The 22,954-nt window shown below is 40.4% G+C and carries 20 protein-coding genes and 2 pseudogenes; 15 read left to right on the top strand and 7 right to left on the bottom strand.

Translation table 11 applies throughout. From position 1 onward, the window contains the following. The first annotated feature begins 54 nt into the window (after positions 1–54). On the top strand, positions 55–2,193 hold the full coding sequence (locus GTQ43_RS28025; RefSeq protein WP_265275949.1) for a hypothetical protein: 2,139 nt from the start codon (positions 55–57) through the stop codon (positions 2,191–2,193). A 389-nt stretch (positions 2,194–2,582) separates the two neighbouring features. Here the strand turns inward: GTQ43_RS28025 and GTQ43_RS28030 are convergent, their stop codons facing one another. Continuing rightward, positions 2,583–3,251: a peptidoglycan-binding protein gene (locus tag GTQ43_RS28030; protein ID WP_265275950.1), complete on the bottom strand. Its 669-nt coding sequence runs from the start codon at positions 3,249–3,251 to the stop codon at positions 2,583–2,585. Positions 3,252–3,743: 492 nt separating this feature from the next. Here GTQ43_RS28030 and GTQ43_RS28035 point away from each other — a divergent pair, with 492 nt between their 5' ends. The 3 genes from GTQ43_RS28035 (at position 3,744) to GTQ43_RS28045 (ending at position 6,839) form a co-directional block, all read left to right on the top strand. After that, entirely contained in the window at positions 3,744–4,781 is a 1,038-nt protein-coding gene (locus GTQ43_RS28035; protein WP_265275951.1) for an NADP(H)-dependent aldo-keto reductase, read from the top strand. 18 nt (positions 4,782–4,799) lie between these two features. Beyond that, entirely contained in the window at positions 4,800–5,927 is a 1,128-nt protein-coding gene (locus GTQ43_RS28040; protein ID WP_265275952.1) for an aryl-sulfate sulfotransferase, read from the top strand. A 240-nt stretch (positions 5,928–6,167) separates the two neighbouring features. Continuing rightward, positions 6,168–6,839 (top strand): glutathione S-transferase family protein, encoded by a 672-nt coding sequence (locus GTQ43_RS28045; RefSeq protein WP_265275953.1) that lies wholly within the window; start codon positions 6,168–6,170, stop codon positions 6,837–6,839. 257 nt (positions 6,840–7,096) lie between these two features. Here GTQ43_RS28045 and GTQ43_RS28050 read toward each other — a convergent pair whose 3' ends face one another. Then, on the bottom strand, positions 7,097–7,903 hold the full coding sequence (locus tag GTQ43_RS28050) for a pentapeptide repeat-containing protein (RefSeq protein ID WP_265275954.1): 807 nt from the start codon (positions 7,901–7,903) through the stop codon (positions 7,097–7,099). Positions 7,904–7,913: 10 nt separating this feature from the next. Further along, complete coding sequence (locus tag GTQ43_RS28055; RefSeq protein WP_265275955.1) at positions 7,914–8,555, bottom strand: hypothetical protein; 642 nt, start codon at positions 8,553–8,555, stop codon at positions 7,914–7,916. A 495-nt stretch (positions 8,556–9,050) separates the two neighbouring features. On the opposite strand from GTQ43_RS28055, the gene GTQ43_RS28060 reads away from it, so the two are divergent. Both GTQ43_RS28060 and GTQ43_RS28065 read left to right on the top strand, forming a co-directional pair. Then, on the top strand, positions 9,051–9,407 hold the full coding sequence (locus GTQ43_RS28060) for a hypothetical protein (RefSeq protein ID WP_265275956.1): 357 nt from the start codon (positions 9,051–9,053) through the stop codon (positions 9,405–9,407). A gap of 156 nt (positions 9,408–9,563) precedes the next feature. Further along, positions 9,564–11,042 (top strand): peptidoglycan-binding protein, encoded by a 1,479-nt coding sequence (locus GTQ43_RS28065; protein WP_265275957.1) that lies wholly within the window; start codon positions 9,564–9,566, stop codon positions 11,040–11,042. 240 nt (positions 11,043–11,282) lie between these two features. Here the strand turns inward: GTQ43_RS28065 and sbcC are convergent, their stop codons facing one another. After that, positions 11,283–14,309, bottom strand: coding sequence for an exonuclease subunit SbcC (gene sbcC / locus GTQ43_RS28070; protein ID WP_265275958.1), 3,027 nt, complete (start codon positions 14,307–14,309; stop codon positions 11,283–11,285). Positions 14,310–14,629: 320 nt separating this feature from the next. Between sbcC and GTQ43_RS28075 the strand changes: the two genes are divergently transcribed. The 4 genes and pseudogenes from GTQ43_RS28075 to GTQ43_RS28090 form a co-directional block, all read left to right on the top strand. Further along, positions 14,630–15,130, top strand: coding sequence for a tetratricopeptide repeat protein (locus tag GTQ43_RS28075; protein WP_265275959.1), 501 nt, complete (start codon positions 14,630–14,632; stop codon positions 15,128–15,130). Between the two features lie 20 nt (positions 15,131–15,150). Beyond that, positions 15,151–15,420: a type II toxin-antitoxin system VapB15 family antitoxin gene (gene vap15, locus GTQ43_RS28080; protein WP_265275961.1), complete on the top strand. Its 270-nt coding sequence runs from the start codon at positions 15,151–15,153 to the stop codon at positions 15,418–15,420. Continuing rightward, entirely contained in the window at positions 15,386–15,574 is a 189-nt protein-coding gene (locus GTQ43_RS28085) for a putative toxin-antitoxin system toxin component, PIN family (RefSeq protein ID WP_265275962.1), read from the top strand. Before vap15 ends, GTQ43_RS28085 begins: the two co-directional genes overlap by 35 nt. Before the next feature lie 149 nt (positions 15,575–15,723). Next, positions 15,724–15,921: pseudogene (locus tag GTQ43_RS28090) on the top strand (putative toxin-antitoxin system toxin component, PIN family); the annotation flags it as partial. A gap of 172 nt (positions 15,922–16,093) precedes the next feature. Here the strand turns inward: GTQ43_RS28090 and GTQ43_RS28095 are convergent. Further along, positions 16,094–16,267, bottom strand: a complete 174-nt coding sequence (locus GTQ43_RS28095; RefSeq protein WP_265275963.1) for a hypothetical protein — start codon at positions 16,265–16,267, stop codon at positions 16,094–16,096. Between the two features lie 25 nt (positions 16,268–16,292). On the opposite strand from GTQ43_RS28095, the pseudogene bchM reads away from it, so the two are divergent. The 3 genes and pseudogenes from bchM to GTQ43_RS28110 all read left to right on the top strand — a co-directional run bounded on the left by bchM (position 16,293) and on the right by GTQ43_RS28110 (position 18,115). After that, positions 16,293–16,978, top strand: a pseudogene (gene bchM, locus GTQ43_RS28100) (magnesium protoporphyrin IX methyltransferase). Positions 16,979–17,205: 227 nt separating this feature from the next. Further along, on the top strand, positions 17,206–17,694 hold the full coding sequence (locus tag GTQ43_RS28105) for a hypothetical protein (RefSeq protein WP_265275964.1): 489 nt from the start codon (positions 17,206–17,208) through the stop codon (positions 17,692–17,694). A 40-nt stretch (positions 17,695–17,734) separates the two neighbouring features. Then, positions 17,735–18,115 carry a DUF423 domain-containing protein gene (locus GTQ43_RS28110; protein ID WP_265275965.1) on the top strand — a complete coding sequence of 127 codons (381 nt, stop codon included), beginning with the start codon at positions 17,735–17,737 and terminating at the stop codon, positions 18,113–18,115. 254 nt (positions 18,116–18,369) lie between these two features. On the opposite strand, the gene GTQ43_RS28115 is transcribed toward GTQ43_RS28110, so the two are convergent. Further along, positions 18,370–19,131 (bottom strand): DNA polymerase beta superfamily protein, encoded by a 762-nt coding sequence (locus GTQ43_RS28115; RefSeq protein ID WP_265275967.1) that lies wholly within the window; start codon positions 19,129–19,131, stop codon positions 18,370–18,372. Between the two features lies 1 nt (position 19,132). Here GTQ43_RS28115 and egtC point away from each other — a divergent pair, with 1 nt between their 5' ends. After that, positions 19,133–19,921, top strand: a complete 789-nt coding sequence (gene egtC, locus GTQ43_RS28120; protein ID WP_265275968.1) for an ergothioneine biosynthesis protein EgtC — start codon at positions 19,133–19,135, stop codon at positions 19,919–19,921. Positions 19,922–20,194: 273 nt separating this feature from the next. Here the strand turns inward: egtC and GTQ43_RS28125 are convergent, their stop codons facing one another. Next, entirely contained in the window at positions 20,195–20,509 is a 315-nt protein-coding gene (locus GTQ43_RS28125; protein ID WP_265275969.1) for a hypothetical protein, read from the bottom strand. Positions 20,510–21,618: 1,109 nt separating this feature from the next. On the opposite strand from GTQ43_RS28125, the gene GTQ43_RS28130 reads away from it, so the two are divergent. Further along, on the top strand, positions 21,619–22,911 hold the full coding sequence (locus tag GTQ43_RS28130) for a hypothetical protein (protein WP_265275970.1): 1,293 nt from the start codon (positions 21,619–21,621) through the stop codon (positions 22,909–22,911). The last annotated feature ends 43 nt before the right edge of the window (positions 22,912–22,954 follow it).

Below are 22,954 nucleotides of genomic sequence, written 5' to 3' on the forward strand. Positions count from 1 at the left end.
CATATATAGTAGTGCCTATACGCAAGGCAACTTGCCATTAGTAATTGCAACATTATGTTAATTAATGAATTAAGAGATATTAATTTTATTATTTTTCCTAACTGGTCTAATTTAGAAACAGCGATGCCTTCCGCGAACTTCGCTAACGCAGAAGATTTGATAACTGTTCTCAGAACTCTTTTTACACATCAAGCTAGACAAGATATAACACTACTAATTGACACTCAATCTTTATCGGATGAACTACAAGATAATGCTAACTCATTGCTTTTTGAGACTGTTCTGAAACTTAGCTTAGAAGACATTATCTGTGAAGACCTCAACGTAGGGCTTACGGGTCAGCTAACCATACAAGAATGGTCTGTGATTAAATCATTTATTAACTTTCGTATTCCAATTAACAACGAAGATCCCTACATTATCCAGCAGCCAGAAATTGCACAAATTCCGATATGTGATTTGTCAGAAATTTGCCAGAAAACTGTTTATGAAGCTGCTAGGCTAGAATCTTGGCAAAGATGGGGTGACTATTTTGCAGACAGTGAATCACCCGAAAACGCTATCCCATATTACAGCAAATATTTATCCAGTTGTCCGCACCAAATTGACTATTATCTGAAACTAAGTAATATTTTCTATAAAATTGGTCAGATGCAAGGGGCTATTCAAACATTACAGAACGGTATTAGCCATTGCCCTGAAGCAGAAGAACTCTATTTCTGGGTGATTATTCGCCTAAAGCAAAGCCACAAGTATCTAGAAGCTCGTAACTTCGCTCACCGAGTTACAGCTAAGTTTGCTGAAAATTATGTATTTAAGATGTTGAGCCATCTGATGCTGCCAGAAATTTATCATACTCCTGATGAGATTGATACTTGCCGGGCATGGTTTCAAGATGGACTAGAAAAACTCATTCAAGAAATAACAATAAATAGCGCCCATGAGATGAAAAAAGCTTTAACAGGAATCAGGAATCATACAAACTTTTTTCTTGCATATCAGGCAAAGAACGATGTGCTGCTACAGCAACAATATGGACAGCTAGTTCACCAAATTATGGCGGCAAATTATCCCCAATGGGTTCAGGCGCGTCCGATTTCTTCTATTGGCAAGAATCAGCGAATTAAAATTGGCTATCTTTCCTATTTTTTGTGTGCTTGGAGCGGAACAGTTTTATTTTTAAACTGGCTGAAATATGCAGATAATCAAAACTTTGAAATTTATTCGTATCATATAGGGCATCAAATTGATGCTGCTACTCAATTGTTTCAGTCTCATAGTACAAAGTTCTATCATTTGCCGAATAATTTAGAACAAGTGTGTCAACAAGTTATTGACGATCGCATTGATGTGTTAATTTTTCCAGAATTAGGAATGGATGCCACAACACTATGTATTGCTGGACTTCGTTTAGCACCGATTCAATGTATGGCTTGGGGACAACCTGTAACTTCTGGACTGCTCACCATTGACTATTTCTTATCGAGTGAACTGATGGAGCCTGTGAATGGGCAAGATCACTATACCGAAAGCCTTGTCCGTTTACCTGGTGTGGGGATTTCTTATCCTGCGATCAAAGTTGATTCAGTCCGCCGCAACCGATTATTTTTTGGATTACGAGAAGATGCTATTGTCTATATTTCTAGTCAAGCTGGCTATAAATATCTACCGCAGCACGATTACATTTATGCAGAAATTGCCCGTCAAGTTCCCAATTCTCAGTTTATGTTCCTTCGCTCTGGAATTTCTCAAGAACGTCTGAGACGGGCATTTGCGGCTGTAGACTTAAATAGTCTTGACTACTGTGTATTCTCTCCTGTCCTACCGCGTGATGATTACTTTGACTTGCTTTCTTTGGCAGACATTTATTTAGATACTTTCAGTTGGGCGGGTGGGAACACAACCCTGGATGCGATCGCTTGTCATTTACCAATTGTCACCTGTCCTGGCGAGTTTATGCGAAGCCGGCACTCCTATGGTTTCTTGCAAGCTATGGGTGTAACAGAGACAATTGCAGCTGATGCCTCTCAATATATCCAGATTGCAGTACGATTAGCAGTAGATATTGATTGGCGATCGTCAGTTCGTGAAGCTCTAAAACTGTCAACCAACGTTCTGTTTGACAATCCCACTGCTACCCAAAACTTAGAAGCATTCATCAAGCAAGCGATCGCTAGTGAATTGCCAAAATAAAATACTCAGGAATGTCTGCGGCGGATTGGTATGGCACTGAAGAATCTCGCCAGGGCATGAACCAATACAGTTCAGTTAAGGATTTTTGGTACTGATTTTAGACCTGTAGAGACGCTAAATTGGACAGGGCTTCACCCCACTACACGCTTTCATATCATGTCCGCCAAATTACCCATAATAAAAGAACCCCACCCCAACCCCTCCCCGCTTGCGGGGAGGGGAGACAAAGCATAGCTTTGGCGGGGTGGGGTTCTTCGGGTTTAATAAGCAATCAAGCGGACATGATATCACTTCTCTATCAAGCATATTGAGCTTAACTGAACGGTATTGTACTCTAAGGATCTAGTAATATTATTTAAATATCCTTATTTTCAAAGGGTAGCTTCTGGCTAAATACCAAGATACGATCGAGTTTCTGGGCCAACAACACCATCTACAAGTAGACCTTTACTTGCCTGAAAGCTTCGGACTCGGCTAACAGTTTCTTGACCGTAAATTCCATCAACTTTGAGATTACCTAAAGCTGTCTGCACGTCTTTTACAAGCTGACCTTTAGAACCAGGGGTAAGAATAACTGAACCCCCAACGCCACCAGGTGTAGTTGTAGGAGAATTGGTAGGTTTATCACCAATCCATCGAGCAAAAACATATTTACCTGTAGAAAGCCTGGCAAAACCGTTTTCATACTTTTCAATGGCTGGAAGGGTTGCGCCATTTGATACGCAATCCACATAAGAATAGTTAGTACTTGGCCCTGTACGGATACGCAAACAACTGCCGTTAGTCTTTACATAAGCAGCCGAACTTATTTGAATTTGGGCAGCAGCAATCAGTAATACACCAACACCAGCTAAAGTTAACCAAGCTGAAGATTTAAGAAGTTTTTTCCAATTGAATTTAGATTTGCTGATTCCAAATGCCTCTTTTTTAGTAATAACTATGTCAGAAGATTTAAGAGGTTTTTTAGCACTCAATTGAGATTTAGGCAGATTATAGTTGGTGTTTCCAGATGCCTCTTCTTGAGCAATAAACATGTGCGAATAAGCAAGATATTCCATAACACACCTCTTTTATATGAAAAAATGGGTACTCACAGAGAATTACTTGGTCTTTCTCTGTATATATTCTTAGTATATTTTATATCACTACTCTTTCCAAAGGTTTTTACTGGTAGCAAAATTAAAAAAAAATAAAATTAGTCAAAAATATCCTGAGAAAATGCGATCGCGCTAACTGGGTATATTTAAAACCTGAAACGACGTATTTACGTTACACAGCATGAGTCCTTTGTACAGTGCGTAAGTCCTAATGTATATACAATCTTCCTTCTGAGCAATGAGTAGCCGTCTTCATTTGGCAAAAGGAATCAAAATAACATACTCCGTATCAACATTTATTAAGTTTTAATTCTAGGAGAATCTGAAGATTTTTGATATACTACGGTAATTGGATTGATTTACCGTAGTATTTGATTGTCCCAAAACAGTCCATTTCACAAAAGTTCCAACAGAAATATTACTGTTCAATCAACTGAATCAAAACGCAGAAATATGAAGTATAACCAACTTGGCAGGAGTGACTTAAAAGTTTCTGAAATTTGTCTGGGCACTATGACTTATGGGCAGCAAAATACTATTGAAGAAGCCCACGAGCAGCTAGATTATTCTATTGCCCAGGGAGTTAACTTTATCGATGCGGCGGAGATGTATCCAGTTCCAACAAGTGGCGAAACTTATGGATTAACTGAAACTTACATCGGGGAATGGTTAAAGCGTCAACAAAGAGATCGACTTATTATAGCGACTAAAATTGCTGGGCCTGGTCGCGGCTTTAAATGGGTACGTGGTGGAGCCAAAGCAATTGACCGTGATAATATCAAACAAGCTGTAGATGATAGTCTAAAAAGATTACAAACAGATTATATTGATCTGTACCAAATTCACTGGCCCGATCGCTATGTGCCACGATTTGGGCAAACGGTATTCGATCCGACTCAGGTGGGAGAAACGGTTCCTATCACTGAACAGCTAGCAGTTTTTGCTGACGTAATTAAGGCAGGTAAAATTCGCTATATCGGTTTGAGTAATGAAACCCCGTGGGGAGTTGCCCAGTTTAGTAGCGCTGCTAAACAGTTAGGATTGCCCAAAGTTGTTTCGATTCAAAATGCTTACAACTTGCTAAATCGAGTATTTGACGGAGCCTTAGCAGAAGCAGTTTATCACGAAGAAATTGGATTACTCGCTTATAGTCCTTTAGCATTTGGCTTCTTGACTGGCAAATACCTAAACGGCAAACCAGAGAAAGCAAGAGTTAGCTTATTTGAAAATTTTGGTCAACGCTACTTAAAACCAAAAGTAAGTGAAGCAGTAGCAGCTTATGTCGAAATTGCCAAACGTCATCAATTAAGTCCAGCGCATCTAGCTTTGGCATTCGTGCGGAGTCGCTGGTTTGTGCCTAGCACAATTATTGGTGCTACGACACTAGAACAACTCAAAGAGAATTTGGCAAGCATAGATGTAGTTCTCAATAAAGACATTTTGGAAGAGTTGGATATAGTTCATGCTCAGTCTCCAAACCCAGCACCATAAGAGTTTAATAGGTAGAATATGACTTTTACAGTAACATCAGTTGACCAGAATACTATTCGTCGTCGGGGTACTGGTTTAAAGGCTTACAATCCCGAAAAAGCATTCAAAGGATACACACTTTTCACACCTTTAACAGGTCAAGGTGAAGTCTACCTTTTGAACCTGGAAGGAGAAGTTGTACACCAGTGGAATCTGCCATATCCACCAGGGTTATATGGTTATCTCTTGCCTAATGGCAACCTTTTTTATAACGGTAAGACTCCACCCGAAGAACCACTACGTTTTGCGTTGTGGGCTGCATTCAAAAGTGGCGTTGTTTTAGAGGCAGATCCCCAAGGAAATATTATCTGGGAGTATAAGCATCCAGATCATCATCACGATGGACGTAGGTTAGCTAATGGGAACACAATTTTACTCGCCATTGAAAAGATACCTCAGTCCTTAGTCTCCCGTATCAAAGGTGGCGTAGCAGGTACAGAACCAGATGGGAATATTTATGCTGATGTGCTTTATGAAGTGACTCCAGCAGGTGAAATTGTTTGGACTTGGCACGCCCACGAACATCTCGATCCAGATATATTTACAATTACACCCCAGGATCATCGACACGAATGGACTCATGGGAATACCGTCGGGGAACTCGCCGATGGCAACATTATAGTGAGCTTTCGTAATATTTCTACAGTTGTGATTATTGATCGCAAAACCGGAGAAATTATTTGGACGTTAGGCGATGATATCCTAGCACAGCAGCACTTTCCCAACGAACTAGCTAACGGTAATATCCTGATTTTCGACAATGGCGCACATCGTCGTCACATCGCTCTCAATTTCTCCCGTGTGATTGAGGTAAATCGTCAAACAAAAAAGATAGTTTGGGAATACACCGACAACCCGCCCCAAAATTTCTTTAGTGCATACATATCAGGAGCGCAACGTTTAGCCAATGGCAATACCTTGATTACAGAAGGTGCTTATGGTCGGATATTTGAGGTGACAGTTGCAGGAGATATTGTTTGGGAATATATTAATCCCCACTTTGCATCTCGGAATATTCCAGGTGAGAAATCGCCGGTAACTCGTGGGGAGCAAAATACAGTTTTCCGCGCCTTCCGTTATGCACCTGAAGAGATACCTTGGCTTTAGTATTTTGTCAAGCTAACAAAAGCCTGGTACGTAGTAAGCACAAAGCGTGCTTAGAAAATTAAGAACTAAAGTCCTTACTACGAACTTCTGATATTCAAAGTTTGGTTAGTGTTTGAAGTTTTTCGCTACATCTAAGCCTTACTGGGCTTCAGAACATTAACAATTGAAGATTTGGGATTTTGGATGAAAATTCAATTCCCAATGCCGATTAACAAGTCCTATTTATCAAGGAACTTAAACATGGCCCAAATCAAAGTATACAGTGCAGTTGTTTGTCCTTATGCTCACCGTACCCGTTTGGTACTTCAAGAGAAGGGCATTGACTTCGATTTGATTGAGATTGATTTGCAAAATAAACCTGAAGGTTTTACCAAAGTTTCTCCTTATGGTAAAGTACCTGCAATAACTCATGGCGATAACCGAGTTTGGGAGTCAGCAGTAATTAACGAGTATCTCGATGAGGTATTTCCCAATCCACCACTGTTACCCAGCAATCCTGCTGATAAGGCACTAGCTCGCATCTGGATCGATTTTGCTAACACCAGATTCGTTCCCGCTTTTTCTACTCTGCTACGGAGTTCAGATTCCCAAAAACAAGAAGAAGCTAAACAAGAACTATATAAACATCTGGAATTCATTGAAAACGAAGGTTTAGCAAAACTTTCTGGGGAAGGCCCTTACTGGTTTGGTGAATCCATCAGTTTGGTGGATTTGACCTATTTCCCCTGGTTTGAGCGCTGGGCTGCACTAAAGCAGTATCGTGGTTTTGGAATACCAGAGCAATTTACCCGTCTACGCCAGTGGAAACATGCTTTAAAAGAGCGTGACTCTGTGAAAGCGATCGCTCACTCTAAGGAATTCTACATCGAGCGATATGCCAAATTTGCAGCGCCTACTCTTGCTGCTGTTTAATTAAATCTCGGTGAGTTCGTCGCTATAATCTCTGATTATGGCTTAATACCTTTGGATTAGTGATATTTTCTCCAAAAATCCCCCAAGCCTCCTTAAAAAAAGGGGGCTTGATTCCCTGTTTAAAAAGTAGGGAATCGCTTTCAGTTGTCACCAATACCCACTATTAATCTGCCAATCAGCAATGCTGGGTGATTTTTACCGCGAATTAGTTTCAACTCAGAAAATGAATGGAAACGCCAATTACTTTTTATTGTTAACTAATAGTGTCTTGAAGCGTCAGGCATAATTGCCTCCTGAAGATTTGCGCCGTTGAGGTTAGCTCCCCTAATGTCGGCTCCTCTGAGGTTCGCTTTTCTAAGATTTGCCCCTGCCAAATTTGCGCTTCTAAGGTTAGTCCAACTCAAATCAGCTTGACTCAAATCAGCTTCACTTAGGTTAGCACGTAATAGGTAAGCACCACTGAGGCGAGCCTTATTCAGATTAGCTTTATATAAGTCAGTTTTATAAAGATAAGCTCCTAATATTTCCGCCTCATACAAACTTGCTTCGCACAGGTCAGCCTCAATCAAGTTAGCTTCAATGAGGTTCGCAAAAGAGAGATTAGTCCGTATTAGCTTCGCTGCACCTAAATCGGCATCTCTTAAGTTAGCGTCTCTTAGGTCAGTTCCAATTAGATTAGCATGAGCGATCGCAGCGCCTCTCAGATTTGCCTCACTCAAGTCGGCTCCAATCAAGTTAGCGTGACTCAAATTTACCTGCATAAGTATAGCACCACTCAAATTAGCAACACTTAAGTTAGCATCACTCAGGTTAGCTTCAACCAGGAAGGCTTGTGAGAGGTTGGCACTACTGAGGTCAGCACCACTGAGGTTTGCTCGCACCAGTAAAGCATTACCCAAATTTACCTTTCTCAAATTTACCCCCTGGAGGTTTGCGCCTCTGAGGTTATCCCCTTGCAGGTTTGCAGCGCTGAGGTCTGGTTCAATCTGAGGATTTCTCTTTCTCCACTCAATCCATGTAACTGCACCTGCTTTCAGTAAAGCTAGATGCTCTCGATTTGCCATTTTCTCTCCTTTACTCCTGACGACCGCCTAGAGGATTTGCCCGGCCAGCTACACTTTCAATGGCCGTTAATGCACCCGCCGCACCTGCTAGAATATCTCGCTCATGCCCACCTAAGTAAAGCCGTCCAAAACTTCCTACAGCTTGAACCTCAAGGATATTAATTGATGCCGCTTTCTCGGCTTCGTTTGCAGCGAGTGCGGCATAAGCAGCAGGTTCCACTTCTAATACATACAGCGTTTGCCCTGCTAGTAGTAGCTGTCCCCGTCGTGTGCGATTAATAAGCTGTGTTTGATAAGCGTCGATGTTGCGGATAATCTGGCTAGAAACAACACGGGGTTTGAGACATTCCTCTTTTCGGACTCCCAATGCCGCTAAAATGGCTTGACCAGCAGCCCGCGTTTCACCTTGGGAACTAGAATGAACTTCTAATAGTCCGTACAGTCGTTCAACTACCTGGACTCCCGGACGGACAGAGGCAGCTTTCAAAGCTATATCCGTAATCTTATTAATTTCGATACCAGGAGAGATTTCAATCCACAGTGATGTATCTCCTGGTAATGGTAAGAAGCCTTGGGCTACTGTTCCCATATATGCTGCATGTTGAGGTTGCAGACTGTCGAGAAATACGAAACTGCGTAATTCTATTCCCAAGATTTTGCTCTCCAGTCATAAGGGTAAAAGTTATCTATGGCAATATATGAGTGCTTAACTTGGGTCATTTTTGCCGCAAGTCAAGGATGGAAAAAGACAAAGGAGAAAAATTTTGCTGTCGATAAATCTTACACCTGAGAAGTATTCTGATAGTAAAAACCGCCTTGATAATTGTACAAGCTTTATCACGTACAAATCACTGCTTGCAATGCCTAACTGGTCTGATTTACTGATAAATTTTGATATGGCAAAAAAGTTTTTAGCTAAACTGAAGCGGAAAAAGTTCGCTGGAATTGTGCCAATATCTTCAAAATGCTGCCAAAACCGCAGCCAATCAAACTTAATAGTACTATGATTTACACATTGACAAAGTAGGCAAGAAGTGATTTAGCTGGAAACAAGGAAATAAGTAACCATGCAGAATTAATTACAGTCATTGCGAGCGTTCGCGCAGCGTCTCCGACAGGAGAAGCGAAGCAATCGCGGGGGCTGGGATTGCTTCATTTCGCTGAAGTATTTGCCGATTTGCTAACTGAACTACCAAACAATCAAACAACTATTGAAGAGATTGCTGAAGTTTTGACAGTTCTCTCTGAAGAAGAACGTGAAAAAGTCTATCAAAGAAGCCTAGAAATATTGCAACGTTTACAAACAGGTGAAAACCATACTGATATTGATGACTTGCATCATGATAAAGTTTTTCACGCAGCAAAACAGGTTTCTGATTTTGCTCAACTTTTCAATATCAGTAATGCTTCAACTAGCTATGAAGATTTTCAGTATAATGATCGTGAAAAAATTGAACGATGGGAAGAATTTGTTCAGATTCCAGATCCTTACTTTAAAGGATAAAGGTTTTTCTTGCCCCTTTTCCCCAAAACCCGACAAGTATTGAGATCCATCTCCTCAGCCTCTTTTGGTCAATTACTTGTAAAGAACCATACAGAAAGGTAAACATAACACAGAGAAAGTAGTATCATTAGGTATAGTTACAACTTGAAAAAACAAGTGAAAACAGGGGTAGATAGCTATTTAACCAAGCTCGCCTCAGTCTACGAGGCATCTGAAAGCATTAAGGTTGTTCCTAGCGTAGCTAATTTCAAATTTTTAAATTGGAAAAAGTTATCTAGCGGTGCTGTGTCGCATTTTTTATCCATAGCAGTGATTACAAGTTTCGTCAGTATTACTGGGGAAGCTTTAGCACTTCAGAAAATAGGAAGTAATGGATCTGAAGTTAGCAGTAGCCAGAGGTGTTTAAAAAAGTTAGGCTACTTTAACGGCCCAGTGACAGGTAAGTTTGCCACCTTGACTCAAAATGCTGTGATCAAATTCCAGCAAGCTAATAGAATACCTACTACTGGGGCTGTGGGTACTAATACTCAAAGAGCTTTGCAACGAGCATGTCAAAGTACAAATTCTAATAGAAATATCAGTGGCGGATTGAGTAGGCGCAGCGCGCCCCAGACAGTGGCAAATGTTCAATATCCTACTCTTTCTCAAGGTAAAACTGGTGCAGCCGTGACAAGGTTGCAACAGCGTCTCAGACAGTTAGGCTACTTGAATACTAATCCCACTGGGAATTTTGGCCCAATGACTAGAGATGCTGTCATCAAATTCCAGCGAAATTATCGCATAGCGGCTAACGGGATTGTGAATCAACAAACTTGGAATGCACTGCTAGGTTCCTCTCCGATTCAAGGGAGATCGACATCGAGTCTCTCGACTCAACAAGTCAGAGAACTACAAGTGCGTTTGCGGCAGTTAGGTTATTTTAATACTAATCCCACTGGGAAGATTGGCCCAGTAACTAGAGATGCTGTGATTAAATTCCAGCAAAATTATCGCTTACCTGTGGATGGCATCGCCAATGCTCAAGTTTTGGAGGCAGTGCGTAGAGTCTCTACAGGTGGATCTATTGCTCAACAACCCAGCAGAAATTATCTGACTGTAGGCGATCGCGGAGATAATGTCACATTAGTACAAGAGCGTTTATCGCAGTTGGGTTTCTCTAATACCAATCCTGATGGTTTCTTTAGTAATTATACCAGAGATACTGTAATTGCATTCCAGCAATATTCTCGACTTAATGCTACTGGAAATGTAGATTGGACAACTTGGCAAGCATTAGGGTTGAATAGTTCCACTGGGGGCAATTCTACTGAGGCTAATAGTTATTTAGTACCTATTAGCAATAGCTATACTGAATCTGAGACTAATCGCTATGTATTACCTCCTGCCAATGGCTATGCTGTACCTGGGACTAATGGCAATACATTAGTTGCTAGTAATCCTTACAGAGTCATAATTCCAATTTCTAGTAATGATACTCTGAGTAAAGTTCAACAATATATACCCAATGCTGTTGCAGAGAAATCCAATTTAGGGGATTTTGTGAATGCTGGAGCATTTAGCGATCGCACTCAAGCCGAAAACCTAACGAAGAAGCTGCGATCTTATGGTCTGGATGCACGGGTAAAATACAATTAAAATAATTCGTATTATTTGTTTGAGTTTCCAGTTTCCTAACGAACCGCAGAGGCAATAGAGTTGCCAGTGCGCCCTTGCGGTTAAGAGAGTTGTAGCAACTGGCGCGACGCAGAGAGAATAAAGAGAGATTCTCACGGATGATTTAGGGTTTGTATATGCAACGTGAACTACCCACACTGACTTGGAGTACCAAATTACAGTGGGGGACTTACGGCGTAATAGTTAAACCACCAGATTTTGTTAAATTGACAAACTTAGCTGCGAACCTTCTTGAGTTTTATTCACCTCAATCCTGGCTTGGAAAGCTTCTTTGAGGTGGGGCATATGGGTAACGGTGAGGATGCAAGCGAAATCAGAGGAAATCGCATTAATCGCTGCAATCAAGCGATCGCATCCTTCGGCATCTTGTGTACCAAAACCTTCATCCACAATCAACAATTGCAACGCCGCCCCCGCCCGTTGTGCTAGTAATTTCGCCAGTGCCAAACGGATGGCAAAGTTAATTCTAAAGGCTTCTCCACCAGAGTAAGTTTCATAAGATCGCGTTCCTCTAGAATCGGCGATTAAAATATCTAGGGTGTCTATCAGCTTGGCATTTTTCTTGGTTGATTTAGCACTGCGTCCAGCTTTTTGAGTAATAAATTGGACATGAAACTGATTTCCACTCAGCCGCGAAAGCAATTGATTTGTCTCGGCTTCCAGTTGTGGTAACACATTCTCAATCATCAGTGCTTGGATACCATTTTTACCAAAAGCTTGCGCTAATTCCTGATAAACACGATATTCTTGCTTGCAAGATTGTAATTGCTGCTGCTGTTGTTCATACTGAATTTGTAGCGTTTCCAGTTGATGCGCCAACTGTTCCAAACGTCCCAACTTGGCTATCTGCTCATCGAGTTGCCGTCTGCGGATTCCTAACTGCTGCTCTAAAGCTTGAATTTGGGCAGATGGGTTAGCTGTTGCTTGTAATTGCTGGATAATACTTTCAATTTGTCCACCGAGTTTTTGCCGCTCCGTTACCCTGGCACTTCTGGATTCTTCTAACTCTTGCAATCTCGTCTGGAGTTGGGGATACTGTTGCTGGGCTGATAGTAGTTGTTGATAGCGCAAATGCCAAGATTGAGCTTTCTTTACAGCTATCCGTAGATTATTGTGCTGCTCGGAACTGTAGCCAATTTCGGTAATGTGCCGTTCAAGAGCCGCAATTTGTTTAGCACATTCAGAATCAGTCTGATCCTGCTGGATTCTAAGTTGTAATTGAGCAATTTGGGATTGTAATTCTGGTTTTCTGGCTAATAGTTGCGCTTGTCGCTTAGTAGCATCTTTAATTTGTCCTTGTTTAATTTCTGCCCATCGCCACCGCTCAACCTCACTCCGAGCGAGGGCATGGTCTTGTTCATTATAATTAGCTTGTTGCAGATATTGGTCTAGTTGCCGGAGTTCTGCTTGTTTATCGGCAGCATAATCACCAGCTTGGAGCGATCGCTCCAAATGTTGTTTTTCCGCAGCAATTTGTTGTAACTGTTGTTGGACATCAGTCGTAGCTTCTAACTGGGCTGCTAGCTGTCCCCGTTGTTCATGCAAACCATCGTAACTCGCCAATTGTTGAGAAATTTCTCGATATTCCTGCCTAAGTACCTGAATTTCTCTGTCAGATACAGCCATTTGTTCCCGTACTACCCAAAACTGTCCTTGAGTATCTTCTAACTCAGCCTGGGTTTTTTCCACTACTCGACTCCAGTGATGTTCATCTAAAGGACGTTCGCACAGTGGACAAAGTGCTTCAGGATTTTGGAGCATTTGTAATTTCTGCTCTAATTCTCCCAGTAGTTTTTCATAATCGCGTTGATGAGCTTGCAGACGTTCAATAAAGTGTCGTCTTTCATGTCCTTTTTCCTGCACTCGTTGCAGATAAACCCGCTTTTTTTCCAGTTCCTCGATCTGGATTGCTACATCCATTACCGCTTGTTGCAATTGCGGTTGACGGCGGTGCTGGCGTTGCAATTGGTTCTCAGTGCTTTGCAGTTGTTCGAGTCGCGCTACTAAACCAGCATGAGTGCGATCGAGTTGGCTTTGTAAAGTTGCTCGTTGTTGCAACAGGGGAGTCACTTGCATTTGCAGTTCATCTAACCGAGCAACATGGTGACGCGCTGCGGCTAGTTGTGATAAAGCGGCTTCCACTTCACCTGATTTAGTTAAAGTCTGCTGAATATCTCGCTCTTGTTGCTGTAAAGCTTCTAACTGCGCTTGAGCTTGTTGTAATTGGCGTTCGATTTCGTGAATTTGTTTGGTAAGCTGTTGTTGCTTTTGTTGGCGAGTTTGCCCGGCGCGGGTGTATTCTTCAAATTTGACAGCAAAGGCTTCTTCTTGAGATTGGAGACTTTGATATTGGGCGTATCCAGCTTTAATTTCAGCTTCTTGGTGTAATATTTTTTCTAAATCTGATAGCTGAGAGCCAATAGCTGATTGTTCTTGTTGGAGGCGATCGCAATCTTGGGTAAGATTTTGGTATTGTTGCTTTACAAAATTGAGTTGTTGTTCCCAATTTGTGCGCTGGTGCTGGACAACTTGCAAACTTTGTAATTGAATATTATCAAAAGCTTGCACCTGTTGCAATTGATTGAGTTCGGCTTCTAACTCCACTCTTTGGGCTTGGGTTGTCTCGCGTTGTTGCAGCTGAATTTTCAGCGACTCTAAAGAGCGCTCTAACTCTAAAGCTCGTGCTTTGAACTGACGAGAAGATTCCTTTGCCCGTTCTTCTAAATCATCATACTGATTTAGTTTCAACAACTCCGCTAAAATTTCTTTGCGTTCCGTCGGGCGTTTGAGCATGAATTCATCGGCACGACCTTGACGTAAGTAAGCAGAATTAATAAAAGTATCATAATCGAGCTTAATGTGTTCTAAAATCAAATCTTGGGTTGCTCTTACCCCTTTGCCAGTGAGTGAGCGAAACCCAGATGGGATTTCTATTTGAAATTCCAGAACACTAGTACCGCCCCGAATTCGAGTCCGAATCACCCGATATTTTTGCTGGTTACTTTGAAAAGTAAAATCAACTCGAACTTCTTTCGCGCCAGAATAGATCACATCATCTTCAGCAGTAGCGCGGCTTTCACCCCAAATAGCCCAAGTGATTGCTTCCAGAAGTGAAGATTTACCCGCACCATTGGAACCACAAATACAAGCCGTATGCAAACCGCCAAAATCTAAACTTGCATCACGGTAACTAAGAAAATTTTTGAGGATAAGTTGTACTGGGATCATTCACCCTATAGCGCCACATCTACTTTTAATAATTAACAGTACAGATGCACTGTTTGTTAGTTTAGCTATCTAAATATCAGGTTTCTAGTCTTGAAGACATCAAATTTACAAAATTTAACAATAGGATGAGTGAATTTTTCTTGTTGCATGAAGAAGTTTTGCTGTCTTCGGAGAAAAATGAAACTCCTGTGGAGGCTTTTCGTTATTTCTTTGTGTTGTCTGAGAGGAAAACATTCATAGAAGAATTGTTATGAGAATTGAGGAAAATTATTTCTGTTTGACAGCATAATATACTCAGTAAAGATAGACCCTATAAACCGATGGATCGCAATTCTCAAGGCTTATCCTTAATGAATTTGGGGATTGCTTACTTATCTCAGGGGCAGTACCGACAGGCGATTGAGTTATTCCAGCAGTCTTTGGAAATATCTAGGGGAATAGGCGATCGCAATTCTGAAGGCAAATCCTTAGCTAATTTGGGTAATGCTTACAACTCTTTGGGGCAGTACCAACGGGCGATTGAGTTCTTGCAGCAGTATTTAGATATAGCTAGGGAAATAGGCGATCGCAATTCTGAAGCGAGCGCCTGGTTTAATTTAGGTTTGGCACTAGAAAAAGTCAATCGCGAATCAGACGCGCTGGGTGCTTATCGCAACGCCCGCGAACTTTGTCAGGCAATGGGACTTGATGCTAATGTGCAAGATTGCAACAACGCAATTGAGCGTCTTTCTCAACCAAAAACGCCTGTAGTTTCTCGCCGTGGGTTTTGGGCGTGGTTGCGTCGGTTGTGGCGCTGGGTTCGTGCTTGGTTTCGGCGGTAAAATAACGTGTAGGAATAGTGATGAACATAAATTTAAGAGCTATGTTACAAAATACCTATCAACTCCCCTTGACATTTGAGCAAATTCTTACTTTAGTTAAACAACTTTCTGATTCCGAAAAATTGTTACTTAGTAAAGAACTAGAAAAAGAAACCTTGAATAAAAAGTTAACGCAGTTACTAGAAGTATTTCAAACTAATGAATTATCTCTAGAGGAAATTACAGAGGAAGTAGAAATCGTCCGTTCTCAGATTTATGCCAGAAAACAAAGTAGCCAAGATAATCATTGATACTAATCTTTGGATTAGCTTTTTGATTGGCAAGGAATTGAAAGAATTAAAAAATCTTTTGGTTGAGCAAACGATTCAATTAATAATTTCTGAGGAAATTTTACAAGAAATTACTGTAGTTACTCAACGTCCTAAGAGGTTGTTTGAAAAGTAGTTAGGTGTGATTTTAGGCACTCGTTGATCCCCCCTAACCCCCCTTAAAAAGGGGGGAACCGGAATCACAGTCCCCCTTTTTAAGGGGGATTTAGGGGGATCTCCAAGGGTTAGGCGTATAAAAAAACTTTTCAAACAACCTCTAAGTTACAAAAATATTTCACGTTTAACAAAGTTGATGAATTAATTCAAATTCTGCAAAACATTGGTTTATTTATAAACATTACATCAGAAGTATCTCTTTGTCGAGATGCCAAAGCTAATTATCTTTTAGCACTAGCAAAAGATAGTGGTGATAATTTTTTAGTTACAGGAGATCAAGATTTATTAGTAATTAAAAGATTTTAAAATACTGAAATTGTTACCTACCAAGAACTTTTACTTAAATTATAAACTTCTGAAACGAGAGTAGTGCGATAGCTGCACTAAATTTAAATCGAGAAAGAATTGTAAATATTCGTGCTGCTGACAAAGTAGTTAACCGTCATCCTCCACCAGAAGATCCTATTGAGGATATGAGTTAATTCATCAACATCATTGGAACATAGTGCGATCGCAAGTTTAACAATCCGATCGCTCTTGTCGATTGCCATGTAATGATATCATCACCTGAGCCAACAGCGATCGCAGCCCATATCTGGAAAAATCTGGAAGAGCGCTCTTCTAGGTTCCTATCAATGATAATTTTAAGCATTGGGAACCCCTAAAAATCAGAGTTTATGAACGTAGCCGACGATAAAACGATTGTTCGTGAGTACTTCAATTCCACCGGATTTGACCGGTGGAAGCGAATTTACGGCGATGGCGAAGTCAACAAAGTCCAACTAGACATTCGCAATGGACACCAGCAAACCGTAGATACAGTTCTCGGCTGGCTGAAGGCTGATAATAATTTACCAGAGCTATCAATCTGCGATGCTGGGTGTGGTGTCGGTAGTCTCAGCATCCCCCTAGCGGTAGATGGTGCCAAAGTCTATGCCACCGATATTTCGGAAAAAATGGTGGAAGAAGGTAAGGATAGAGCAAAGCTTGCCTTGCAAAATGCTGAAAATCCTACTTTTGCCGTACAGGATTTGGAATCGTTAAGTGGGAGTTACCATACAGTTATTTGCTTGGATGTTCTCATCCACTACCCCCAAGAAAAGCCGATGAGATGATTTCTCATCTCTGTTCTTTGGCACAGTCGCGGATAATTATCAGTTTTGCCCCTAAAACCTGTGCCCTCAGTATACTCAAAAAAATTGGCAGTTTCTTTCCCGGCCCAAGTAAAGCAACTCGTGCATATTTGCATCGTGAAGCTGATGTGGTGAGAATATTGGAAAGTAATGGCTTTTCATTGCAACGAAAGGCGATGACAAAGACTCGCTTCTACTTTTCTCGCTTACTGGAAGCTACACGTAAGTAAGATGATAATCGCAGCAAGAAAAAGACTAAACTTTTGCTGCGATTCGACAATCTCAACGGTTAATATTCGTAGACGTTGATTTAGTACTCAGTTTTGCGATCGCGCTCATTGGGTAACATCAAGAAAGAAATATCATAAAAACTATCGTTGGGAATAGATTGATATATTGGAACCTTTGGGAAAGTCAGGTTAAAATCGCTAGCAAAGTGTAAATCTGAAGTGGAACTATGAAAACTGCTGAAAAATTGGCCGCAGGTTGGCTACTGACACTCGGATTCATGTTGGTAATGCTATCAGCAGCAGAGGTCTTTAATAAAACAACTACGGAAAAATCAATCACGCTCCCCTTAGCTTGGGATGGCTCAATTGAGTTTCCACCACCAGCATCTACCCCTGTAATTGATAATACTGCGGTAGAACGTCTAATTTTTGGCGTTCCTAGCCTCACATTGGGCACTTGGTTAGCATTAGGATTATACCGTCAAAGTCGGCAAGAGAAAAAGGCGCTTAATCAACAAATTAGCGATCGCCTACAATCGATTTTTTATGAGATGCTAGAAGAAAATCAGGGGCGCGTAACTGTTTTAGGCTTTGCAATTCAGTCACAATTGCCCGCAGCCCATGCCAGGCAATATTTAGATGAAAAAGCTAAAGAATTCAATGCAAACTTTAAGGTGAACGAAGAAGGGGCCGTATCATATCATTTTGATGTCTAAATAGCCCATTAAATTCGACACCAACTTACGGCTAGGTCTAATGACGCAGATTTTTTTGAGTATAGCTGCCCTTTTAGGCGGTTTGTCAGTTGCTGCTGGTGCTTTTGCTTCCCATGCCCTACGGGAAAAAATTAGTGAGCGATCGCTAGAAATTTTTGAAACTGGCGCTCGTTACCAAATGTATCATGCTCTGGCACTTTTTCTAGTCGCCATCCTAATTAGTCGTACCGAGTCCCCTCAACCCACTCTCATCGCCGCTGGATGGCTGTTTATCGTTGGCATTGCTATTTTTTCAGGTAGCTTGTATGCCATTAGCTTAACCGGTATTAAGTCCCTGGGAGCGATCGCACCACTAGGTGGTGCAGCCTTTCTTGCTGGTTGGGGTACTTTAGCTTTTGCTGCTTGGAATTTGAAATTATAAAAAAGTTAGAAATAGAGAGTTAAGAGTTTTTGACTCCTAACTCCATTTGTTGGAATTTCAATTCCCTCCTTCAAAAGGAGGGAATTCAATACGGTTCGGTTAAGATTATTTGATGAAAATATATAGTCCCAAATCCGCGATAAATCGCCGTCAGGACGAAGGACTGATTATTGTAAAGACGGCGATTTATCGCGTCTCCTGCCTTAACCGAACAGTATTGAGAGGGAATTGAGATATTAAAGTATAAAAAGTAATCAATATTCATAACTCTTCACTCTCAGACGTACCAACAAATTATGCAAAGCCCCATTCGCAGAAGGTACTTCCGGTAATGGGCTAGATTCATACGCCTCTTGCAACTTATTACGCAGACTTTCATATTCTCTTTTATGAAAATCTATATTAACATCTGATAAAATAGACCTTTCTTTTTCTGCCCTCTTTTGAGTAATTAAATCATCAATATATGGTAGATTAAAAACCTCATTCAGCTTAATTAAGTTAGCTTCAATTCTCCCTGTCTGCATCAAATAAATTCCAGTCAAGAGAACTCTATAGACATAAAGTAATGGTTTGATTCGATGCGTCTGTTCTTTCTCGAAAAGTCTCCATTGTGTTGCAGCAAAACCAAAATAGTGGTGGCTATGGTGACGGCTAATACACTTATTAGCAATGGATTTTAATTGCTCATGCTCAGGTGAAGTTGTTAATATTAAAGGTGAATATAGTTGTTCTAACACGTAACCATTCTTTTTAAGTAGCATCAAAAAGAATTTTTTGACATCATGAGTTACTAAATCAATTTCCAAAGATTCACGAACTTCTGAAACTTCGATAGTTTCATTACCAGTTTCTAATCCCACCACTTCTTGAACTGGTAAAATATGCACACCACGCAAGTCATAATCAGAATCAGGTGACGGAAAACCATATAAGTGGGAACCACTGATGATGGTGAATAAAAGCGGGTAAGGCTGCTGCTCAATAATTGTCTTAATAGAACGTGGAATATTCATAATGTGCCGTTTACTTGCTTACCTCGGTTCGCCTATTTCTCTAGAACATCTTCTGTATAAACCAGAACACTCACTGATAGTCCAGAGTTATCAACCCCGCGAAATGACATCTGGAGTAGTAAATGCAGATGGCTTTGGGGTGGGTTGGTATCATAGTCAAAAAGATACTGACCCTTTTATCTACAAAAATACTCTACCTATTTGGAATGATATAAACCTACCCAGTCTCAGCCGTTACATTGAATCAAAATGTGTACTTGCTTATGTCCGCAGCGCTACACCAAATCAAAGCGTAGATTTTGCTAATTGTCAGCCTTTTAACCATCAACAACAGCTATTTATTCACAATGGACGAATCGAGAATTTCCGTAAAACATTGCACAGAAAAATCCGCAGCGCTTTAACCCAAGATTTTTATGAAAAAATTAATGGTAATACTGACTCCGAACACATTTTTGCATTATTGCTTTCACAAAGTCAAATCAACAAACATCGACCTCTAGAATATGCTTTACGCACTACATTATTAACACTCCGAGAAATGGCACAACGCTATCAAGTAGAAGCCTCACTTAATGTAATTTTTAGTGATGGACATCGTTTAATAGCTTCTCGCTTTGCTACCACTTCACCGCCTCCATCTCTTTACTGGATACGAGATGATCCAACTTTTCCCAAATCTGTAATTATTGCATCCGAACCTCTATTTATAGGTAACTGGATTACTTGTCCAGAAAATAGCATTATTAGTGTAGGAGCAGACTGTGAAATCCAAATTGAGCAAATTTAGTGCGAAAGAATATTCGAGATTGGATATGGTATATTCTCCGTCACCGATCAATATCGATCAAACCTGCATACAGCCTTAATGCTTGAGCTATTTAGCTCAAGCATAATTTTATATTCATCTCACACCAGCAAAAGAGACAAATTAGAATCTCTTTTACTAAAGTGGTATTTTCATTAAGTAAAATTGCACATCATCGAAATAATCCGTGTTCTCTGCGCCTCTGTGGTTTGTTTCTTTGAATAATTTATTTCTTGGAAATCCCTTAGCAGTTGATTATTGCTGCATCGAAGGTGTGTGAAAAATTCTGCTGGATACAGGAATCCGTACCTTCGGCTTAGTTGCAGTTATATTCGTATTAGCAGCAGAAGAGTTATTGCTTGCCTCAGAAAGGATAGCTGATTTGTTATTAGTAGAATTAGCAAAATCACTCAATGGGATAGCCGAAGGTGAATTTGAAGATATGGAACTAATATTATCAGTATTTTGACTGTTGGGCTTTACTGGAGTTTGACCTTGACATGGAGCAATGATAAAAGCCGAAGTTGTTCCTAATGCCAGTATGAGTAAATGAGAAAAATATTGTTGCATGGAGATTGGCAAAATGGGTTGATAAATATTGAAAATTTCAAGAATCTGTGCTGGTTCTTAGTTATAAATAAAACTGAAATTTTCCAATCCAGAAAATGTCACTATTATCCAGTCAAACCCAAAAGTCTGGGTTTGATAAATGAATAAATGCTAGACAGTGTTAGTAGATTAATTCACAAAAAAAGCCTGAGCGTACCGAACCAAATTACCTGTAATACCAATTTAATGTGAAGTTGCACATATCTTGATCCCCCTAAATCCCCCTTAAAAAGAGGGACTTTGATAGATGTTTTTCCGGTTCCACCCTTACTAAGGGGGATCAAATTCTATGCAGCTTCATAAAAAATTGGTATAAGGTAAGGGAAATGTAAATTTCTCTTTAATAAAAAGAGAACAGTTATTTTAAGACTACTGCATTAGTCTGATAGAAAGTTAGCAAATGACACACCTGGAATAACTGACGTTTTTATTTATCAACTAAGCCAGCACAACCACTAATACTTTAGTTGCCTTTTACTTGTTAACAAAAGAGGAAAACTACTGATTTTTTGAAAAAGCTAATTTATCGGGAATAAACTCTTAACTCGCATATTTAAGTAGCTAAAGCAGAAAGTATATGAACTTTTGATAAAACCTGAGCTTAATGAACTAGTACAGTGCGGCGGAAATAAACCACCCATTCCAAATCAATGAAACCCTCATGCTGTATTCGTTTTTAATTTTTAATTTTTAATTTTTAATTCCGCCCTGCGGTACTAGCTTCCGTAAATAAGTATGTGTATAGGTTCAGCAATAGATACTAATCGTTTATCTGTACACATTCTAAAGCTGGATTCCGTTACTATCAGACGAATCAGGCAGCAATTAAGTGATAATTTTTTTGCTCTTATGTCGATATTTTTAGTTTTACTATCCCACCTGAAACTTTTAGAGCAACTAAGGATTCTTACAAGTTAGACTAGATTTCTCTAATAGACATCTCCAGAAATGAAATATGCGTTATCCACAACTCTTGTAGAGACGCGATATATCGCGTCTCTACATTCTTTTTCACTCCTATGTCTAATTAGTAATGGTCACACCCACACCCCATATTTTTCTGAAAATATATGAAATTTAGAACCTTAAAATATCCTTTCGCACTCATACTAGTCAGCTTCGGTTTTTTGCAGACAGCTGATGCTCAAACTCCTGTAGCTGAAGTCTCCAAGCTATCTCAAGAAGTTTCTGTACTTCGGAAACAAGGCCCAAAGGGGTTGCAAGTATTTCTAAAATCCCATCCCAATACGCTAAATATCAATTCTTCAAATACAGTTCTGCCTTCCCCTACACTGCGGATAGCTCTAGATGAACTCTGCCAACAACGAGACTGTTACGCCTCTCATCTGTACTGGTACACTGATATAGAACAAGCCAAGGCTGCTGCCAGAATCAGTGGTAAACCTATTTTATCTCTGCGGTTGCTGGGCAGACTAGATCAGGATTTGAGTTGTGCTAATAGTAGATTCTTCAGGGTAGCACTATATCCCAATGGTGAAATTTCTAAACTGCTTCAAGACCACTTCATTTTGCACTGGCAATCAGTGCGGCCTGTACCTAAAGTAACTATTGATTTTGGTGATGGACGCAAGTTGGAGCGAACGATTACAGGCAATAGCATTCACTATATATTAGATGCATCGGGTCGTCCAATTGATGCAATTCCAGGGTTATATAGTCCTAAAGCATTTTTGCATCAGTTACAACAGGCTGAAGTAGCAGTTAAAAATTATAGCAAACTCACACCAAGCGATCGCGAGTCTTTTTTAAGAAGATACCACAGCGATCGCCTGAATTCTATCCAAGCTCAATGGGTTGCAGATTTATCCCGCCTGGGTATCCAGTCACCCCCGAAGTTGGTGAAAATTCCCAGTAATCCCACTCAGCCACCAACGGCAGAAATAGCAAGCTCTCTTGCAGTTTCTAAAATGAGAGTTGAAACGCCAATGCTGACTGCTCTCCAGTCTGATGCTGAACGGAATCAAAACGCTTTAGCTAAAATTACCGACCAGGAAGTTTGGAATAAAATTGCTCAACTCTATGCTGCTGATGTCAAGCTAGATCAAAACAGTATTTCTCTAATTAGAGCTAAAAAGTCTCAGTCAGCTAACCATGAGAAAGATAATTTGCCAATAATAGTGAAAAAATTTGAAACCACAATGGCTTTAGATACAGTCAGAAATGAATATATGCTACACAGCCAAATTCATCAATGGTTTATCCAAGGTAAGCAAACAAGGAGTGTGGAAGCGCTCAATGAGCAAGTATACGCCCAACTATTTTTAACTCCGAGTTCCGATCCTTGGTTGGGACTTTTCCCCAGCGACAGTTACAGCGCCATTGATAATGACGGCATTCGTTAAGTCTAAGCCACATCAACTAAACAAAATAGAGGGTTTGAAACCG

The sequence above is a fragment of the Nostoc sp. KVJ3 genome, assembly GCF_026127265.1.
Classification (GTDB): Bacteria; Cyanobacteriota; Cyanobacteriia; order Cyanobacteriales; family Nostocaceae; genus Nostoc.

Excerpts from the sequence above, each read along its gene's own strand:
- GTQ43_RS28025 (WP_265275949.1), top strand. The coding sequence starts at position 55 with ATGTTAATTAATGAATTAAGAGATATTAATTTTATTATTTTTCCTAAC.
- GTQ43_RS28030 (WP_265275950.1), bottom strand. The coding sequence starts at position 3,251 with ATGGAATATCTTGCTTATTCGCACATGTTTATTGCTCAAGAAGAGGCA.
- GTQ43_RS28035 (WP_265275951.1), top strand. The coding sequence starts at position 3,744 with ATGAAGTATAACCAACTTGGCAGGAGTGACTTAAAAGTTTCTGAAATT.
- GTQ43_RS28040 (WP_265275952.1), top strand. The coding sequence starts at position 4,800 with ATGACTTTTACAGTAACATCAGTTGACCAGAATACTATTCGTCGTCGG.
- GTQ43_RS28045 (WP_265275953.1), top strand. The coding sequence starts at position 6,168 with ATGGCCCAAATCAAAGTATACAGTGCAGTTGTTTGTCCTTATGCTCAC.
- GTQ43_RS28050 (WP_265275954.1), bottom strand. The coding sequence starts at position 7,903 with ATGGCAAATCGAGAGCATCTAGCTTTACTGAAAGCAGGTGCAGTTACA.
- sbcC (WP_265275958.1), bottom strand. The coding sequence starts at position 14,309 with ATGATCCCAGTACAACTTATCCTCAAAAATTTTCTTAGTTACCGTGAT.
- GTQ43_RS28075 (WP_265275959.1), top strand. The coding sequence starts at position 14,630 with ATGGATCGCAATTCTCAAGGCTTATCCTTAATGAATTTGGGGATTGCT.
- vap15 (WP_265275961.1), top strand. The coding sequence starts at position 15,151 with ATGAACATAAATTTAAGAGCTATGTTACAAAATACCTATCAACTCCCC.
- GTQ43_RS28085 (WP_265275962.1), top strand. The coding sequence starts at position 15,386 with ATGCCAGAAAACAAAGTAGCCAAGATAATCATTGATACTAATCTTTGG.
- GTQ43_RS28095 (WP_265275963.1), bottom strand. The coding sequence starts at position 16,267 with ATGCTTAAAATTATCATTGATAGGAACCTAGAAGAGCGCTCTTCCAGA.
- GTQ43_RS28105 (WP_265275964.1), top strand. The coding sequence starts at position 17,206 with ATGAAAACTGCTGAAAAATTGGCCGCAGGTTGGCTACTGACACTCGGA.
- GTQ43_RS28110 (WP_265275965.1), top strand. The coding sequence starts at position 17,735 with ATGACGCAGATTTTTTTGAGTATAGCTGCCCTTTTAGGCGGTTTGTCA.
- GTQ43_RS28115 (WP_265275967.1), bottom strand. The coding sequence starts at position 19,131 with ATGAATATTCCACGTTCTATTAAGACAATTATTGAGCAGCAGCCTTAC.
- egtC (WP_265275968.1), top strand. The coding sequence starts at position 19,133 with ATGTGCCGTTTACTTGCTTACCTCGGTTCGCCTATTTCTCTAGAACAT.
- GTQ43_RS28125 (WP_265275969.1), bottom strand. The coding sequence starts at position 20,509 with ATGCAACAATATTTTTCTCATTTACTCATACTGGCATTAGGAACAACT.
- GTQ43_RS28130 (WP_265275970.1), top strand. The coding sequence starts at position 21,619 with ATGAAATTTAGAACCTTAAAATATCCTTTCGCACTCATACTAGTCAGC.